This is a genomic window from Methanobrevibacter cuticularis, from assembly GCF_001639285.1.
GTDB classification, from domain to species: Archaea; Methanobacteriota; Methanobacteria; order Methanobacteriales; family Methanobacteriaceae; genus Methanobaculum; species Methanobaculum cuticulare.
This window is the reverse complement of record NZ_LWMW01000092.1, coordinates 1-16,725: the sequence shown is the minus strand read 5'-3', so window position 1 is coordinate 16,725 and position 16,725 is coordinate 1. Positions and strand designations below refer to the sequence as shown.

Here is a 16,725-nt window from a genome sequence, read left to right as displayed (position 1 = left end):
ATACATTGTTATGTATAAAATATTCAAGTTATTATACATTTTTATGATAAAACACTAAAGTTTTTGCAATAGCCTATTTCTCTATGAATAAAAATATATAATATAAAAACATTGAATATAATTGGTGATTAATAATGAGTGTTATGAAAACTATAAAAATTAAAGATAGTGTGTTTAAAGACCTTAAAAAATTAGCTGAAAAGGAAAATAAAAGTGAAGAAACAATCATTAATGAATCATTAGAAAAAACAATTGAAGAAAATGAAATAATTGAAAATAGAAAAAAATATCCTAATGGAATACCAATAGAACTTGTTGCTAATGAATTTGGTGAAACACCTGAAGAATTTACAAAAAGCCTTGAAGAAGCTAAAACAGAAAAAGGCATAAAAATTGATATTAATGAGCTTAGAAAAGAACTTAGTTTATAATCTTATAATCAAACCATAGGTTAAAAAATATCTTCTTAAATTATCTAAAAATAATAAAAAAAAGAATAAAAAAGATAAATATAATTCTAAAAGGAATTGAAGAATTAATCACCAATCCACATAATGCTGATTTTTTAAAAAATACTGAAGATAAAGAACAAAAAATTAGAAAAACACATTATAAAATAATATTTATAATATTAGAAGATGAAAAAATAATAGAAATATTAAAAATAGGCAAAAGAAGCAATATTTATAAAAAATAAAATATTAGTAATTTATCAATAATGGGAAAGATGATTTAATGGCTAAAAAGATTTTATATTATGGAACTCCTAAAAGGTTAGAAGGATATGAGAAAGAAAAATTAATAGAAACAATTAAAAATGAAATATCTAAAATTCCAAAACTTAAAAAATCTATTACAAAAATTAGATATTATAGAAACTGGGTTTATATTTATCATGAATCCAATATATTTGAAGGAAAAGACGAACTTCTATATCGAATAGCAGTTTATGATGATGATTACAAAGATTGTTCTCTTCAATATCCCCATAAAAGTAAAGTCATAATTATAAAAGACGGTACTTTAAAAGAATGTGTTAAAAAAATAGCCGAAGACTGGAAATTATAATATTTAATCCTTAATCCATCTTGATTTTAATTAATATGTTATTCAAATTTGAAAGTTAATCTTTTTTCAATTTTTCATAAAACAACTTCAATTTTTTTGAATCTATGAAAAATCCATTAAATTACATAATAAGCAATACAAAAGTCATGAAAAACAATATAACAGTTCAAATTTGAACTATATGAATCACTCTTGATCATTTTCACATACAATCCCTAAAAACATAAATTAGTGATTAAATCAGAGATATTACAACATTATTTTTTTCCAAACAATTTACTTAAAAATCCTTTTTTCTGTTTTTTATTTCCCGTGAATGAATTAACATTAAGTTTTTTACTACATTTAAAGCATTTAATAATAGAACCTAAATCTTCTTCATTAATATTAAATTCTTCATTGCAGTAAATACATTTAAGAGATATATTCTTGTCTAATTCATAAATAGGAGTTACAATAGCTATTCCTTTTTCAATGTTTTCTAATTTAAAAACAAAAAATCCTACAATCAAATATTTTCCATCACTAGAAAAATTTATGTAACTACTTGGATAAAAATCAAAATATACTGTTGTAAGTAGCTCTTTATTATTCAACTTCCACAATTTTATTGACATTTTTAGTCTGATATGTATCATTACCACGAACATTCTCATTAGCTATTTTACCAAAATCATCACAATCCCTATTCGGACAAGCAACAGTTAAATAATGGATTTTTACAAGAAGTACAGATGTATTGAATATCTGTACTATCTGTTTTTCTGAATTAAAGACTAAAATTCTAATTTATAGTTTTAGAATACTATTTTTAATCTTAATCACTATTCCTAATGTATTCGGATAATCCCACTTACTCTATCAAAATCATCGTCGAAACTGAAAATATTGATTATTTTTCTTTTTTTCATTATTTGAATTGCCAAACAATCGGCTAATGATAAATTACCACCATATTTTAGAACTAATTCCATTGATTCTTCAATATCTTCTTTTTTAGGATAGTATATTTCAAAATTATCTACTATGACATTGTATAGTTTGTTTGCTATTTCTCCATTTTTTCTCTTAGCTATACTTGCTATAGCTTCAGAAACCATTAATAAAGAGACTATTTTATTATTTTCTTTCATGATGTCATTTGCTAATTTTTTAGCTTTTTCATGATATTGGTCCTTATCATTCATTAAAGCAATGAAAAAATTACTATCGACCAATATCATTAAATTTTCTCTCCCATTCCAGCTTTTTTAGTGGCTTCTACTGAATCTAATTTTTCATCGCTTATTATCCCTACTATTGAAGATAGCTCATTTTTTTCTTTTTTGGTTAATATTATTTCATTTTTATTTGTTTTCCATTCTAAGACGTCTTCTTCTTTGATGTTGAATTCTTTTCTTATTTTTGCAGGTACGACAGTTTGGAAACCTTTATATACTTTTGTTGAAACCATTTTTGTATCCTCCTAATATTCTTTTTATCTTAGGTAATATATATAATTTTAGGTATTATAAATTATTAGGTAAAAATTTTTAATTCCAATCAATATTTTCATAACTTTTTTAGATATCAATATGAAAATCCAATTTATTTAGCCTTAACTTTTTCAAAAGAATATATAGACTGTGAATTTAGGGAAAAATTAGAATAATATAAAAGAACATATAATAATTAATTTTTTTAGTGCACCCAGACAATACGTTCTTTATTGTCAAAGTCATCGTCAAAGCTAAATATTTCATATATGTTTAATTCTTTCATTACTTCTATACTTAATGCATCAGCTAATCCAAAAGTAGCTTTATATCTAATTAATGTTTCTATTGATCGTTGGATTAGCTCTTTATTTTCATAAATAATAGTAAATTCGGATGTTATAGTCTCATATACTTCATTTATTGCTTTTGTATTTCTATTTAGTCTTTTTATAACTAAATTTATTGTTTCAGTTAGAACTGTATTAGTGATTATATAGTTCTCCATTTCTTAGTTTTCTTTTATCTTCAACAACGCTAAAAGGCTTATCAGTAGTGTATCTACCAGCTAAATCTTTAAAACTCAATTTAGATTTCTTAATTTTTTTACTTTGAAGTTTCATATTTATAGCATCTTTTATAAATTCAGGAATAGAGCTTCCTTCTTTTTCAGCTTCTTTTTCAATCTGCTTTAAATATTTATCTTCCATTTTTAATTTTTGTTTCTACAAGTGTCATAGCTTCATACCCTTCTTTTCCATATTCAAGAAAAAAGTTGTATTATTAATAATTGTATTTTTTATAGAAATAAACTTTCATTATCATAAATTTATATGATATATAAAACACTTAAGTTATTATACATTTTCATGTACAAGATACTTAAGTTATTATACATTTTCATGTACAAGATACTTAAGTTATTATACATTTTCATGTACAAGATACTTAATTTTTTGGCAATAGCTTATTTTCTATGAATAAAAATATATAATATAAAAACATAGAATATAATTGGTGATTAATAATGAGTGTTATGAAAACTATAAACATTAAAAAGTAAAATTAATATAATATGAAGATTAATATTCAATATTATTTATTAAATCTTAAAAATGAGAGAATGACAGAAAGTTTATCTAGATACTTGCTGTTATAACAGACCTTTTGATAATCAAAATCAAGTAAAAATTGAATTAGAAACTAAATCTAAGTTATATGTTCAAAACAAAATACGAAACAAAGAATATGAATTAGTATGGTCTTTCATGTTAGACTATGAAAATAAAGATCATCCTTATAATGAAAAGAAAGATAAAATTCAACTATGGAAAGATATAGCAACAGAATTCTGTGATTTTCATGAAGAAATTAGAAATAAAGGAAAAGAATTAGAAAAATTAAATATAAAACCTAAGGATGCCTTACACATTGCATGTGCCATATTTAGCAAATGTGACTATTTTTTAACTACAGACTATAAATTAATAAATAAAAATATAAAAAAAATTAACATTATAAATCCAATGAATTTTATTAAAATTATAGAAGAATAAAAATGAAATCGGAAATAGTTATTAGAACTGAAGGCATGGATATTCTTGTTAAAAAATTAGGAATAGTTGATGCTGAAAGATTTATAGCAACAATAAAAAGAGACAATTTTGATTACACTGAATGGAGAAGAGATTTATATAAAGGCATGACCGTTGATGATATTTACGATGATGCAGTAAAATATCAAAGACATATAAGTAAACAAAAGTAAATATTATTAATTTTAATAAAAATATTAAATTTCATGGTTTTAATTATAGAAAATGTTTATTTATTTTTTAAAAACAACATGTTTCAATAAAAAATCTATTTAAATATATAAATCATTTATTTTATTCAAATCTTTCAAAGACTAATCAATCAAATTGAAAATAAAATTCACTAATAGCAGCAAAAAAGAGATGAAAAACACATTAATAGATAGAATCTTGTAGAAAATTAATTTTCTCAAATTCATACTTCCACATAATAATTTTATATATTAATATAAGTTTATATTCAAATTCACATGCCTTTGACTATTTTTACATTCAATAATATATACAATTGAATATTGTTACATACAATGAGTTTTCTACATCTTTTAATATTTATAAAGATAATGATTAAAATGAATATCTAAAAATATTATAATTTTGAGAAGTTTTTATCAAATATTATACTTATAAAAATAGCTAATACCTCCCACAAGATCATGATTATCGGTTTTGTCTAAAATTCTGCTGATGGATAAATTTTTAATGAATATGAAAAATTTTCTAAGAGATATATCCATATTTATGTAACACTACCTCTCATTTCTATGGAAGGATAGGAATTACTAAGTATATACTTATTAATAATATCATTGCAATTAGAGAAATATAATGAATCTCCTTACTAAAATTGTTATTTTTAAATACACAATTAGAAATATTTAATATTTTAAAATTTAGCCTTTGGCCATGATTCCAAAAAACAAATATTTTAAATAAAATTGTACTCAAATAAACAAAAAAACTATTATTATTATCATCATCATTAAATTGATAGTCTATTTACTAGTAATTTTATCCAAAGCACCAGCTAAAATTAAGGGAAACAAAATAGTTACATCTCCAACTACTGAAACTAAATTCGAACCACATTTAGCTTTTGACCATGATTTAGCTTCTTCAAGTGGAGCACCACTTAAGCTACCAGTTTCGCTTCTATCCATGGTTATTTGAATAGCTGCATCCAAACCTCCTCTTAAAAGATTAGATGCCAATGTATAATGTTTTGGAAGGCCTCCTCCCAATATAATAGCCCCTACCTTTGGAGATTCAAATACTATATCAGAGAAGTCATGCATATCTGCAAGTGCATCTAAAACAAGATCATTTTCCTGAGTAAACATCCATAGCTGTAATCCTAACATACTATCAATCAAACCAGGAGCAAATATAGGAATCTGATTTTCAGCAGCTAATTTTAATATAGAATTTTCATCATCAATCAAAGAACCTACCTCATATAAAAAATTAGAAATAGAAATTATATTTGGTTTATTTCCACTATTATTGGGATTAGTGAGTTTAATAGCTATTTTAGAGATTATTTCAGTTATTTTCGTTTCAAAAACTTCAAAATCATTAGATTTTGTGTAAATATCTCCAATGCGACCCATTCCTGCTTCATTTAGCTCTTCATCATCAAAACCATAATTCCTATAGTGTTTTCCACCAAATGATTCAAGAAGATCATGGGTTATATTAGCTCCACTTGTAACTAGAACATCGATTTGTTTGTTTTTAATCATGCTAGCTATTATATTTCGAAGTCCTCCTGGAACTAAAGGACCAGCTACACTCATGAAAATACTCATGTTTTCCTCTTCAAGCATATTAGCCAAAAGTTCACAGGATCTTCCAACTCTTCCAGCACCTAAAACCCCTGAAGCAGAAAACTCTTCCATCAGCTCATTGATTTTCATATCTCTTTTAACATTCATTTGATTAACATTCATGATGATACCATCTGATTAACATTCAAATTTGCTACTTATAAAAAATAAACTTTACTTATAAAAAATAAATATTTTATTCAAAATTGACTTAAGAAATAATTAATAAATAAAAATAACCATTCATACTACTTTAAAATTCTGAAAATTTATGTTTCTATATTCCATAATATTATCTTAAACATTCAACCATTATCTTAAATTTTATAGTTCTATTTTAAATCTAATTTCATAATAATAAGGAGAACAACAAGAACTAACAGAAGTATGATTAAGAGAATATGACTTGTATCTTTTAAAAAGAGATTCAAGTTCAGTCAATATAGTTTCAATTTTTTCTTCTTCATAAATTCTAATTGTTTCAATAAATGAAGCGTCTCCAGATATAATAGGTTTTATATTGTTTTTTTCCAAAATTTCAACTATTTTATTATTTAAGTCGTTCAAGTCCTTATTCATAGAATCACTAAATCTTATAAATATTATAAAAATAGAATATTAGGTGAATAATGATTATAATAAAAAATATGATTAAACTTACCATTAAAATATAAAGTATAGAAAAGATAGTTAAAGTACAGTAAATCCTTTATTGAACAATAGGGAATTCTTCGAGATTAGTTACTGAATTAACTATGTCTGTTCTTGTTATGATACCAACAGGATCATTATTTTTATTAACCAGTATCAATCTTCCAATATCCTTATTATGCATGATTTCAATAGCATTAGCTATTTTTGTATCTTTATTTACAGTAACAACCTCTTTTTGCATTGCATCTTTAACCTTTAGATTTTCTTCAGAATTAGCTATTGCTCTAACTATATCAGTTAAGGTTAAAATTCCAATAACAGAATTATTTTCAATTACTGGAGCTCCATCAATAGTTTCTTTTGATAAAGTATTAGCTGCCTCTTTTATAGTATCAGTTGGTTTTAGTAAAACTAAATCCAAACTTGCAATATCATACACAGTTTTTTTAGGAATACTTCGTATTGTAGTGGTATCTAAAAGTAGAATATTATCCATATCATCCCTTCCTACAATTTCACCAATAACTCCTAGATTGTTAACAGGTGTTGGACCTATTCTAATTATATCACCCAAATCTAGCTCTTTAATACTTCCTAAAATTTTAATAGCTGCTTCACATTCTCCAGGATTAGGAACACTTGTAAATTCAATTTTAGCAACAGAAACATCTTCAAGTTCTTCATTATCTTTAAAAATAGGAACTGTAGATTCACTATCAGTGACTGAAACATTTAAAGTATGATAAGCTTCAATGGTTGGTTTATACCCTCCTCTTGGACCTGGAACTCCTTTAGATAGGCCTAAACTTCTAAGAGCTTGCATCTGATTCCTTATGGTTCCTGGATTTCTATTCATAACTTCAGCTATATCTTCTCCTTTAATGGATTTCCCATTAGAAGATTGATATAGATTAATTAAAGTTTGTAATATTTCTTTTTGTACAGAAGATAGCAAATAAACCACCATTTAATATTTTAAAATATTTTTTAAAAATTTATTATTAACAAAAAAATTTAATCTAAATTTAATGAAAATCTTCATGATTTAAATTTAATGAAAATGTTCATAATCTAAATTTAATGAAAATCTTCATGATTTAAATTTAATGAAAATGTTCATAATCTAAATTTAATAAAAATATTCATAATTTAAATTTAATAAAAATGTTCATAATCTAAATTTAATAAAAATATTCATAATCTAAATTTAATAAAAATATTCATAATCTAAATTTAATAAAAATATTCATAATCTAAATTTAATAAAAATATTCCTAATCTAAATTTAATAAAAATATTCATAATCTAAATTTAATAAAAATATTTCTAATCTAAATTTAATAAAAATATTCCTAATCTAAATTTAATGAAAATATTTCTAATCTAAATTTAATAAATTTTCTTAATAGCTATTATATTTATAATTATTATTCATTATAGTTTATATATTATTGTAAAGGATATAAATAATTATTGATTTAATATTATAAAATTTATTAATTGATGTAAAATTAAAAAGATTCAATTACCTAAGTATTGGTTTAAATTTTTCATACTGGTTTTAGAGATCATTTTCATGTTTAATTTGTTAATTAGCTATTTTACATATTGTTTAACATCATTTCTAATAATGGAAGAAGCATCATAATTTTTAATCCCATTTAACATTTCAGGAAACTTATTTTTTGGGATTAAAACATTTATCTGAGAGTATTTCTTACCTGGATTTATGGTTGGTTCATCAGAACAATAACTATTATCAACCAAAAAAGAGCTAACAACAGTAGCCATGTCATTATTAACATTAAATTTAACATCAAAATGTTTTCGAGCTGTAATCGCCCCATATAGCTGTTCAAAAATCATCTTTGCTTTATCCATTTTTTTATCAACACAACTTGGTCCTGCATATAATCCTGATGAAGAATGCATTATTGTTTCAAGTTCTACAAGTCCTGCTTTTTTTAAACTACTTCCTGTTTGAGTGTTATCAACAATTAGATCTGCTCCTTTAGCAATATAAACCTCAGTAGCTCCATCAGAATTAATTATTTGAACCATGTCATTATCTCCATCAACAAGACCTCTGACTTGAACAAGAGGAACCGCATCTCCAAATATTTCTTTATACCCATCATTGTTCATAATAAATTGCCTAGTAAGATTTGGATATTCAGTAAAGCATAAAATTGGTGTTTTTCTTCCAGTATTCATCCTAAATAATTCAGTAAGGGAAGAATATGGTGACTCATTAGGAACAGCTACAATTAATCTAGTTTGACCATAGTCTAAGTCCCCAATTTTAGTAATGAGATTATCATTGGATACAGATTCTTCTTTGACCCAATCTTCACCAACAATAGCTATATCCACCATTCCACGAGTAAGTTCAACAGGAGTACTTTGTGGACGAGTTAAAAAAGCTTTAATCTCATTATCATTAAGTACTTCTATTTCATAAGATTCATTACCAGGTTCATATCCTCGTATTTCATATCCTGCATCTTTGAATAGTTGGTAAGTATTCCCTCTATTTACATTATTTAAGCTTCCTTTTGGAAGGCCTAAGACTATCTTTTCCATGATCATTCCTCTACTATCTACTGATGAATTAAAAATTTTAACATTCCAAACTATGGAACATATATAATTTATTAAAAGTTATATTAAAAGATACATCGATTAACAATTTATTTTTTGACATAAATTTCTTGTTTTCTGTATTTTATAAATTAGACTAATTTTTTATTACAGAACTCATTAAACATTATAAGATTTTTTAATAGTTTTGTTGAATTAGTGTAATAAATATTACTTATTTAGTTAGACTTGTTTTTAGTATACTTTTTCATGGTTTCTTATTTCTAGAGATTATTTTATTAACTTTTGAATTTAAGTAATTTTAAAAATAAAAAGAAAGTTTGTTTAGTAATAAATAAAAACAAAGTTTGTTTAGTAATAACTAAAAAGAAAGTTTGTTTAGTAATGAATTTAATTACATTTAGATAATTTCTATATAAAAATTATAAAAATTAATTTTAACATGTGAATAATATAGTACTTATGGAAAAATTCTTAAATTTTGAAAATAAATTAAACAATAAAAAAATTTTTAAAATAAAAAGTTAAAATTTATTAAATATTGAAATAAACTATAAATATATTGTTAAATTATTAACTAATCATAATCATTAATTTAAAACATGCCAAAAAGAATATTTTGAATTAAGAAAATTATGATTATTTTTCTAAAAATTTGGTACTAACACTATAAATTAAAAAATATAATTAAATAAAAAATTAAATAAATAAAAATATTAAGTATATGGTATTTCAAGAGAATTAGATCTAGAGTTGTATTCTACACCATTGATCAAATATTTAAGTCCAAATCCTCCAAGAAAGAGCGGTTCATTAGATAAAACTGAATCAGACCCAAAATCAGCCATGATGTTATTATTAGAGATGACATACGAATTTGTAGTAAATTCTTTGGATTCTCCTGGATTGATAGTTCCAAAATCATGATTTCCTCCTCGCCATGTTGATTCAACATTTGTTATTGGAGAATCACCATTATTTGTTATTTTTATTTTTAATCCAATATTAGTCCCTTGAGAAACTGATTTAGGACCATTTAATGAAAATTGAACATTATTTTTATCAGTTACTCCATTATGATTAGTAAATTGATCATTCAGACCATTTCTAGTGTTAGTAGAGTTGTTACTTGTACTTTGACTAGTATTTTCAAGAACATCGCTGTCAACATTGTCAGTACTTGGTTGATAATTCCACAAAGATACTGAAATAACACCAACAATCAAAATCAGTACAAAAACTAGTACAATAAATTTTTTATTCATTTTTGTTACCCCCATTTGACCTGTATAATACTAATAATACTTTGTACATACTACTATATAAATCTATCTATTAATTTTTAATTTCATTGGCTAATATCCATTTTAGAATTTTATATCCTACTTTAAGCAAAAAACTAACAAATTAAAAGATATACAATTGGTCTATAAGGATAAATAGTTTTTATCCCCTTTAAATGAAACATTGAAATTTAGCTTTCCATTTGTAAAGTCAGCTTTTTTTATATGTTATATGATTCTAGCTATTCCCATAGAATCAGTTATCGAAGGTAGTGTTTTATAAGGAAGGCTAATATAATTTCTTTATTTGCCAAAGTATTATGGTTTTGATCTGTTAGTTTAATTGTTAAAAAATAAACTATATATTATTATATTTTAAATTTCACTTTTTGTGATAAATTGTATTATTGTTAGAGAAATAAGGATAATTCAAAATAAATAAAAAAATATATCAAAAAAGATTACTTTAATATTAAGTGTTTCATACCAATTATTACAAGATATTATTAAAAACTATTTTAAAGATAAGATATTATTAAAAGATAAAGTTAATAACTAATAATTAATAAATTAATAAATAAACTTAGTAATAGCTGATTTAATGGTTCCTGACTTACCAACAGTGTTAATAGCTATTTTATTACCTTTATAATTATACATTGCAGCTATTGATCCTCGAACTTCTTCTTCAAAGTTTCTCTGACATCGAAGTACAGCCTTATAGTAATAAAAATCTTGATTATATTCCAAAGAAAAATCAGTGATCTTATCTGTAAAATCATAGAATCTCATAATCCATAGATTAAAATTACTAGTTTCTAATTCACCAGAAAATCTAATACATCCATCCCAAATAGCTGATACCAACTCATCCTTGGTGATTTTAGATTCTGATTTTATATCTAAAACTAAATATCTATTATTTATACGTAAAGTTGGAGGTAAAATTTTAAGTTTCATTTTGAATCTCTTATTTAATTCTAAATTATAATTTATTGGTATATAATTATTATTAACCTGAAAATCATTATTTTCCATAATAAATTATGTATTAATAAATAGATAACATATCATCACAAAATCATTTTAAATAACACAAAATCACAAAAATCATTTTTAATTGAGTATTTTATTTATCTATAACTTTAACACCATAAATGATCATGTTTTTCCTTTCATTATTAAAATTTATTATCTCTTGAGGATATTTAGAAAAACAATTATTTATTTCATCCTCAGTTAAACCAAGAGACCTAAAAACAGCAAATATGTCCTTAGGAGAACGAATATCCCAAATAGATTTTGAACCAGTAGTTATCACAAGAGGAAAAGAAAATTTCTTATGTAATTTTATTATTTCTCTAAAATTAGCTATTATTTTAGCCCTATAACTAAGATAGCTAGTTAAAATATCATTGAAGCATAACTCAATAGCTACATTATTTTTCACTGCTTCTTTTGCTAAAACATGATTAATTCCAGAATTCCATCTTCTAAAGTAAGGTCGGGATAATATGTCCACTTGATTATTTTCACAAGCTATTCTATTAATCTTTTCATCTCCACCAAAGACTGAAATAAGATTTGTTTTGTTTCTATACTTCCTAGTATATTTTCTAACATCATTAGGATTTTTAACATTGATTTCAAGACCAAAGTCTATGGTTAAAGGAGTAAAATCTTTAGACTTATAGTTATTCTGATTAATAATATCCAATTCAGTTTTCAGATCATCTTTATAATTAATATTATTGTATCTATCTGGAGAATATATTAAAGTGATATGATTCCAACCTAATCTATTTGCTTCTTTAATAAGAAGCAAATCTGATTGAAAATCATTTCCTCTAACATTTAAATCATGAAACTTCATTGATATCTTTATCCTTTTACAATTAAATATTCTTATCATTAAATAATAAAAATATTTAATTCTAATAATAAAATTTAACTGATTTGTTGTTTATATGATAATTCATTATTCTATTCATTATGATAATCAATTATCCTATTCATAATTTCTATTTTTATTTTATTTATTATATTATTTATTATTTTATTATATAATTTTAATTAAAAACAAGAACCCTAACTATTAAGAATTAGGAGTAGTAAATTTAGGTTTGAATAAAAAAAAAGGCAAATATCATCAATAGGAAATTAACATCAATATCATACTAACATTCAAATAGCTCTTTAGCTATTGGAATAGCTATCTCTTTTTTAGCGGGAAAAGCAGCTATTTTTATTTTTAAATGAATAGAATCTCCAGAATCAACTATCTTAAGTTTTTCTTCAAGAGCTGCTTCTTTTGATAACCTTAAAAATAAATTTCCATTTTTATCCATTTTTTTATCAAGATCTTTAGAAAATTTATCTTTATCAAGATCTTCAGAAGCTAAAAGTTTAGCAACAAAGTCTTTTGACTCTCTTTTTTTAGTTATTTTCCCAGATATTATTGTTATTGGATTTCCAGTAAGTCCTTCAGCTATTTCTTTATCTGGTTTTGCTGTAGGCAATATATTACATAAGGAGTCAATAATTACTGTTTCATCTTCGTTTTCATATACAAAAATTCTATATCTTATATTGTGAATCATAAAAATCAATCAAAACATGAATACAAACTTAAATAAAAAATTAACAAAATTTCATGAAGAAAAATAAAAATACATTCTAATATGCTAAAAATGAATAAACTAAAGTTTAATCAATTATTAAAGCGTTAAATCCAACCTTGAATCTTTAAGCCCAATACTTAAATCTTTAAATCCAACCTTGAATCCTTAAACTCAATACTTAAATCTTTAAATCCAACCTTGAATCCTTAAACTCAATACTTAAATCTTTAGGCTCAATACTTGAATCCTTAAACTCATACTAAAGATATGATAAAATAAAAATAATAAATAAAAAAAGTAAGAAAAATAAGAATTATCTTAACTTTTCAGCACCTTTTCCTTTATTTCTAAGACCTCGGCCTCTTTTACCAGCACTGGTTAAACCTCTGAGAGCTCTATTTTTATGCTGTTTTTCACAAATCCAATTAATTTTAGGATCATTTATGATAGATGGATTTTGTGGGTCTACTAAAATAACTTCAAAGAACTTGAATTTACCATCAGCCCATACCCAATAAGAGTTTAAAACTTCCATATTCGGATATTTTTTAGCTACACGCTCTTCAGCTATTCTCTGGATAGATTTTGAAGGAGTAATTTTTTTTACACCCATTCTTTTTGGTTTACGACCTGCTGTAAAACGAGATTTCCTTCTTCCACCACGGCGAACTCTTGTTCTTACAACAATATATCCTTTCTTAGCTTTATATCCCAAAGATCTCGCACGATCAATTCTGGTTGGCCTGTCGATTCTTTGAATTACTTTGTCTCTTCTCCAAATTGGAGCTCTTTGCCACATGAGTTCTCTTACATAGGACTCATCTGGATTTTTCCACGCATCTCTAATATACTTATACATTAAAATACACCTCTTGTTCAGCCAAAATGGCCACATCCATGGGATTTTTCCCAAAAAGAGTTTTATTGAATAATATTTCATCAAATTAATTAAAAAAAATAGCTAATTTATTATAAAAAAATAGCTAAAATTAATAAGTTAAATTTAGATGATATTATACTATTTTATAATAACAATATAAAAAGCTTTCTATTTTTATAAGTTTAACAAGCCTTTAATTTCCTATTTACTTTTATAATTTTAAATTCATAATCACTCTAAACCAATATAAGAAATAAGAAATAAGAAATAATAATAATAATAATTAAAATAAAAAAATATAAATATAAAAATTAGTTTATTCTATAATTTTTTTTAATAAATGTACTGCTTTTATAAATGGAGGCATTCCAGAAGTTAATAAAACAACACGAAGAGTATCCATGATTTCATCTTTGGTTGCTCCAAATTCCTTAATAACACTTTCCATTTGTCTTTTTGTGGCCCTAGTATCAGAATTTGATGCAGTAATAGCTAAAGCTATTAATTTTTGGGTTTTATAATCCAGAGCTTTTCCAGTAAAAACAGCTTCATTTAATCCAACAATAGCTAGATGTAAATCAGGATAATCATCTTCTACTGCTTTCATTCCTTTTCCATAAAATACATTTTCTTTCATAACATCAACTCATAAAATATTTTTATCATTATTATATTTGTTATAGACAATATTTAACAATTTGTATAAAAATGAATATAATTGAAAATTAAAAAAACTAGTTATTACACAGAAAATAAAAATCAGAGATTTTTCCAAATTTAATGGAAAAAATAAAAAATTTTCATAAAAAATAAAAAAATAATAGAGGATAAAATAAATAAATATCCTCCTAAAAAATGTTTAATCTTCTTTTCTTCTAATACCTATTCCAAATATGGTTAACAACACTAATACAATAGCTATTATTGGCATTCCTGTATTTTTCATAGCAGCTGTAGCTACTGAACTATTATTCGCTTTATTAGTACCATTAGTATCATTGTTGTCATTATCGTTGTTTTGGGTTTTAAATTCAGCTGAAACTGGGTTATCATTGTAGTTTTTATCATCAGATATAACTGTAATCACATGATTACCATCATTGAGTTTATTACTTGGTATATGGATTCTTCCAACACCATTAACATCAGTAACGATATATCCAAAGTGTTTGCCATCTAATTCAACACTAACTTTATAATTTGGTATTGGATCGTTGTCTTCATCTGTTACTTTGGCAATCACATCAGCAGAACCATCAGAATTCTTAACAACATCAACATCAACAATAACTTTACCTTTCACCACATTAAAAGTTGTAGTATTGGTATAGCTAAAGTATTTATTGTTTCCAGCATAATTCAAAACAGTATTAACACTTCCAACATGAGTTGGTTTATAAGTAAGACTCCAACGACCACGATTATCAGTTTTTAAAGAATAAACTTTACCACCAACACTAACACTAACCAAAGCATTAGCTACAACACTACCATTCTCATCAACAAGCACTCCATCAATTGTTATGGTTTTACCCACTTTAACAGTTCCTGAAACATTAATAGTTGAATTAACAGCTAACTTAGTAACATTAAAAGTAGTAGAATTACTAAAAGCTGTATAATTTTCATTACCAGCAAAACTAACGATAACCTCTAAATCAGTTCCAGTTCGGTTGGTAGTATAATTTAACTCCCAATAACCTGAAGCATCAACAGCCACATTAAATAGTGTGCCATCAACAGTAACATTAACAAAACCAATACCTGTATGATTAGCTAAAACACCACTAACAGTGATATTTTCACCAAAATTCACAGAATCAGGATTAACAACGATAGTAGAATTAGTACTACTCTTATTTACCACATTTACTGTGAAATTAGTTGAATTAGTAAAGCTTGTGTAATTATCATTACCAGCAAAACCAACACCCACAGTTAAATTACCAGTACGATTAGTAGTATAATTTAATACCCAATAACCAGAACCATCAACAGGTACATTAAAGATTGTACCATCAACAGTAACATTAACACCACTTATCCCAGTAAAATTAGCTAAAACACCACTAACAGTAACATTCTCACCAATTTGAACAGAATTGGGACTAACAACAATAGTAGAATTAGTACTACTCTTATTTACCACATTTACTGTGAAATTAGTTGAATTAGTAAAGCTTGTGTAATTATCATTACCAGCAAAACCAACACCCACAGTTAAATTACCAGTACGATTAGTAGTGTAATTTAATACCCAATAACCAGAACCATCAACAGGTACATTAAAGAGTGTACCATCAACAGTAACATTAACACCACTTATCCCAGTAAAATTAGCTAAAACACCACTAACAGTAACATTATTACCAATACTAACAGGATTAGGACTAACAACAACAGTTGAATTAGTACTATTCTTAACTACAGTAAAAGTTGTAGAATTACTGAAATCAGAGAAATTACCATGGCCAAAAAGACCAACAACAACACTAACAGAACCAGTACGAACAGTAGTATAATTCAAACTCCAACCACCAGAACCATCAACAGCAACATTAAACTGTATACCATCAACAGTAACAATAACACTAAATATCCCAGAATAATTAGCCAAAACACCACTAACAGTGACATTATTACCAATACTAACAGGATTAGGACTAACAACAACAGTTGAATTAGTACTATTCTTAGCTACAGTAAAAGTTGTAGAATTACT

At 24.9% G+C, this 16,725-nt stretch carries 19 protein-coding genes and 1 pseudogene; 4 read left to right on the top strand and 16 right to left on the bottom strand.

Annotation, left to right across the window (positions count from 1 at the left end; all coding sequences use genetic code 11):
• Positions 1 to 134: 134 nt before the first annotated feature.
• The gene (locus MBCUT_RS04230) at positions 135 to 431 is read left to right on the top strand and encodes a hypothetical protein (protein ID WP_067259257.1); all 297 of its coding nucleotides are present in this window, start codon (positions 135 to 137) and stop codon (positions 429 to 431) included.
• A 304-nt stretch (positions 432 to 735) separates the two neighbouring features.
• Positions 736 to 1,068 (top strand): hypothetical protein, encoded by a 333-nt coding sequence (locus tag MBCUT_RS04225; RefSeq protein WP_067259254.1) that lies wholly within the window; start codon positions 736 to 738, stop codon positions 1,066 to 1,068.
• Positions 1,069 to 1,325: 257 nt separating this feature from the next.
• Here the strand turns inward: MBCUT_RS04225 and MBCUT_RS04220 are convergent, their stop codons facing one another.
• The 5 genes from MBCUT_RS04220 to MBCUT_RS04200 all read right to left on the bottom strand — a co-directional run bounded on the left by MBCUT_RS04220 (position 1,326) and on the right by MBCUT_RS04200 (position 3,253).
• Entirely contained in the window at positions 1,326 to 1,685 is a 360-nt protein-coding gene (locus MBCUT_RS04220) for a hypothetical protein (RefSeq protein ID WP_169805389.1), read from the bottom strand.
• 213 nt (positions 1,686 to 1,898) lie between these two features.
• On the bottom strand, positions 1,899 to 2,291 hold the full coding sequence (locus MBCUT_RS04215) for a type II toxin-antitoxin system VapC family toxin (RefSeq protein ID WP_067259249.1): 393 nt from the start codon (positions 2,289 to 2,291) through the stop codon (positions 1,899 to 1,901).
• Entirely contained in the window at positions 2,291 to 2,521 is a 231-nt protein-coding gene (locus tag MBCUT_RS04210) for an AbrB/MazE/SpoVT family DNA-binding domain-containing protein (protein ID WP_067259246.1), read from the bottom strand. The genes MBCUT_RS04215 and MBCUT_RS04210 overlap by 1 nt, the downstream gene beginning before the upstream one ends.
• A gap of 227 nt (positions 2,522 to 2,748) precedes the next feature.
• Positions 2,749 to 3,051 (bottom strand): type II toxin-antitoxin system VapC family toxin, encoded by a 303-nt coding sequence (locus MBCUT_RS04205; protein ID WP_067259244.1) that lies wholly within the window; start codon positions 3,049 to 3,051, stop codon positions 2,749 to 2,751.
• Positions 3,029 to 3,253 carry a ribbon-helix-helix protein, CopG family gene (locus MBCUT_RS04200; protein WP_067259242.1) on the bottom strand — a complete coding sequence of 75 codons (225 nt, stop codon included), beginning with the start codon at positions 3,251 to 3,253 and terminating at the stop codon, positions 3,029 to 3,031. The genes MBCUT_RS04205 and MBCUT_RS04200 overlap by 23 nt, the downstream gene beginning before the upstream one ends.
• Before the next feature lie 435 nt (positions 3,254 to 3,688).
• On the opposite strand from MBCUT_RS04200, the pseudogene MBCUT_RS04195 reads away from it, so the two are divergent.
• Together MBCUT_RS04195 and MBCUT_RS04190 are read left to right on the top strand one after the other, a co-directional pair.
• Positions 3,689 to 4,099, top strand: a pseudogene (locus MBCUT_RS04195) (hypothetical protein); the annotation flags it as partial.
• A gap of 2 nt (positions 4,100 to 4,101) precedes the next feature.
• Positions 4,102 to 4,311: a hypothetical protein gene (locus tag MBCUT_RS04190; protein ID WP_067259240.1), complete on the top strand. Its 210-nt coding sequence runs from the start codon at positions 4,102 to 4,104 to the stop codon at positions 4,309 to 4,311.
• A gap of 822 nt (positions 4,312 to 5,133) precedes the next feature.
• On the opposite strand, the gene MBCUT_RS04185 is transcribed toward MBCUT_RS04190, so the two are convergent.
• From MBCUT_RS04185 to MBCUT_RS11275, 11 genes are all read right to left on the bottom strand, one after another.
• A complete protein-coding gene (locus tag MBCUT_RS04185) occupies positions 5,134 to 6,087 on the bottom strand; it encodes a deoxyhypusine synthase (RefSeq protein ID WP_067259238.1) in 954 nt (317 codons plus the stop codon).
• A gap of 201 nt (positions 6,088 to 6,288) precedes the next feature.
• Complete coding sequence (locus MBCUT_RS04180) at positions 6,289 to 6,543, bottom strand: hypothetical protein (RefSeq protein WP_067259235.1); 255 nt, start codon at positions 6,541 to 6,543, stop codon at positions 6,289 to 6,291.
• 130 nt (positions 6,544 to 6,673) lie between these two features.
• On the bottom strand, positions 6,674 to 7,573 hold the full coding sequence (locus MBCUT_RS04175) for a CBS domain-containing protein (protein ID WP_067259233.1): 900 nt from the start codon (positions 7,571 to 7,573) through the stop codon (positions 6,674 to 6,676).
• Between the two features lie 641 nt (positions 7,574 to 8,214).
• Positions 8,215 to 9,201: an ATP phosphoribosyltransferase gene (gene hisG, locus MBCUT_RS04170; RefSeq protein WP_067259231.1), complete on the bottom strand. Its 987-nt coding sequence runs from the start codon at positions 9,199 to 9,201 to the stop codon at positions 8,215 to 8,217.
• Positions 9,202 to 9,935: 734 nt separating this feature from the next.
• Positions 9,936 to 10,484, bottom strand: a complete 549-nt coding sequence (locus MBCUT_RS04165; RefSeq protein ID WP_067259229.1) for a hypothetical protein — start codon at positions 10,482 to 10,484, stop codon at positions 9,936 to 9,938.
• A 588-nt stretch (positions 10,485 to 11,072) separates the two neighbouring features.
• Positions 11,073 to 11,462 carry an Rpp14/Pop5 family protein gene (locus tag MBCUT_RS04160; protein WP_067259313.1) on the bottom strand — a complete coding sequence of 130 codons (390 nt, stop codon included), beginning with the start codon at positions 11,460 to 11,462 and terminating at the stop codon, positions 11,073 to 11,075.
• Between the two features lie 169 nt (positions 11,463 to 11,631).
• Entirely contained in the window at positions 11,632 to 12,375 is a 744-nt protein-coding gene (rnp3, locus tag MBCUT_RS04155; RefSeq protein ID WP_067259227.1) for a ribonuclease P protein component 3, read from the bottom strand.
• A gap of 304 nt (positions 12,376 to 12,679) precedes the next feature.
• Positions 12,680 to 13,102, bottom strand: a complete 423-nt coding sequence (locus MBCUT_RS04150) for an RNA-binding protein (protein WP_067259225.1) — start codon at positions 13,100 to 13,102, stop codon at positions 12,680 to 12,682.
• Between the two features lie 334 nt (positions 13,103 to 13,436).
• Positions 13,437 to 13,982 carry a 50S ribosomal protein L15e gene (locus tag MBCUT_RS04145; RefSeq protein WP_067259223.1) on the bottom strand — a complete coding sequence of 182 codons (546 nt, stop codon included), beginning with the start codon at positions 13,980 to 13,982 and terminating at the stop codon, positions 13,437 to 13,439.
• A gap of 337 nt (positions 13,983 to 14,319) precedes the next feature.
• Positions 14,320 to 14,640, bottom strand: coding sequence for a carboxymuconolactone decarboxylase family protein (locus tag MBCUT_RS04140; RefSeq protein ID WP_067259220.1), 321 nt, complete (start codon positions 14,638 to 14,640; stop codon positions 14,320 to 14,322).
• A 222-nt stretch (positions 14,641 to 14,862) separates the two neighbouring features.
• Positions 14,863 to 16,725 (bottom strand): hypothetical protein (locus tag MBCUT_RS11275; protein ID WP_169805388.1); only part of this gene is annotated, 1,863 nt, incomplete at its 5' end.

Bases quoted from the DNA above. Each gene is read 5' to 3' on its own strand.
- MBCUT_RS04230 (WP_067259257.1), top strand. From the start codon at position 135: ATGAGTGTTATGAAAACTATAAAAATTAAAGATAGTGTGTTTAAAGAC.
- MBCUT_RS04225 (WP_067259254.1), top strand. From the start codon at position 736: ATGGCTAAAAAGATTTTATATTATGGAACTCCTAAAAGGTTAGAAGGA.
- MBCUT_RS04220 (WP_169805389.1), bottom strand. From the start codon at position 1,685: ATGTCAATAAAATTGTGGAAGTTGAATAATAAAGAGCTACTTACAACA.
- MBCUT_RS04215 (WP_067259249.1), bottom strand. From the start codon at position 2,291: ATGATATTGGTCGATAGTAATTTTTTCATTGCTTTAATGAATGATAAG.
- MBCUT_RS04210 (WP_067259246.1), bottom strand. From the start codon at position 2,521: ATGGTTTCAACAAAAGTATATAAAGGTTTCCAAACTGTCGTACCTGCA.
- MBCUT_RS04205 (WP_067259244.1), bottom strand. From the start codon at position 3,051: ATGGAGAACTATATAATCACTAATACAGTTCTAACTGAAACAATAAAT.
- MBCUT_RS04200 (WP_067259242.1), bottom strand. From the start codon at position 3,253: ATGGAAGATAAATATTTAAAGCAGATTGAAAAAGAAGCTGAAAAAGAA.
- MBCUT_RS04190 (WP_067259240.1), top strand. From the start codon at position 4,102: ATGAAATCGGAAATAGTTATTAGAACTGAAGGCATGGATATTCTTGTT.
- MBCUT_RS04185 (WP_067259238.1), bottom strand. From the start codon at position 6,087: ATGAATGTTAATCAAATGAATGTTAAAAGAGATATGAAAATCAATGAG.
- MBCUT_RS04180 (WP_067259235.1), bottom strand. From the start codon at position 6,543: ATGAATAAGGACTTGAACGACTTAAATAATAAAATAGTTGAAATTTTG.
- hisG (WP_067259231.1), bottom strand. From the start codon at position 9,201: ATGGAAAAGATAGTCTTAGGCCTTCCAAAAGGAAGCTTAAATAATGTA.
- MBCUT_RS04165 (WP_067259229.1), bottom strand. From the start codon at position 10,484: ATGAATAAAAAATTTATTGTACTAGTTTTTGTACTGATTTTGATTGTT.
- MBCUT_RS04160 (WP_067259313.1), bottom strand. From the start codon at position 11,462: ATGAAACTTAAAATTTTACCTCCAACTTTACGTATAAATAATAGATAT.
- rnp3 (WP_067259227.1), bottom strand. From the start codon at position 12,375: ATGAAGTTTCATGATTTAAATGTTAGAGGAAATGATTTTCAATCAGAT.
- MBCUT_RS04150 (WP_067259225.1), bottom strand. From the start codon at position 13,102: ATGATTCACAATATAAGATATAGAATTTTTGTATATGAAAACGAAGAT.
- MBCUT_RS04145 (WP_067259223.1), bottom strand. From the start codon at position 13,982: ATGTATAAGTATATTAGAGATGCGTGGAAAAATCCAGATGAGTCCTAT.
- MBCUT_RS04140 (WP_067259220.1), bottom strand. From the start codon at position 14,640: ATGAAAGAAAATGTATTTTATGGAAAAGGAATGAAAGCAGTAGAAGAT.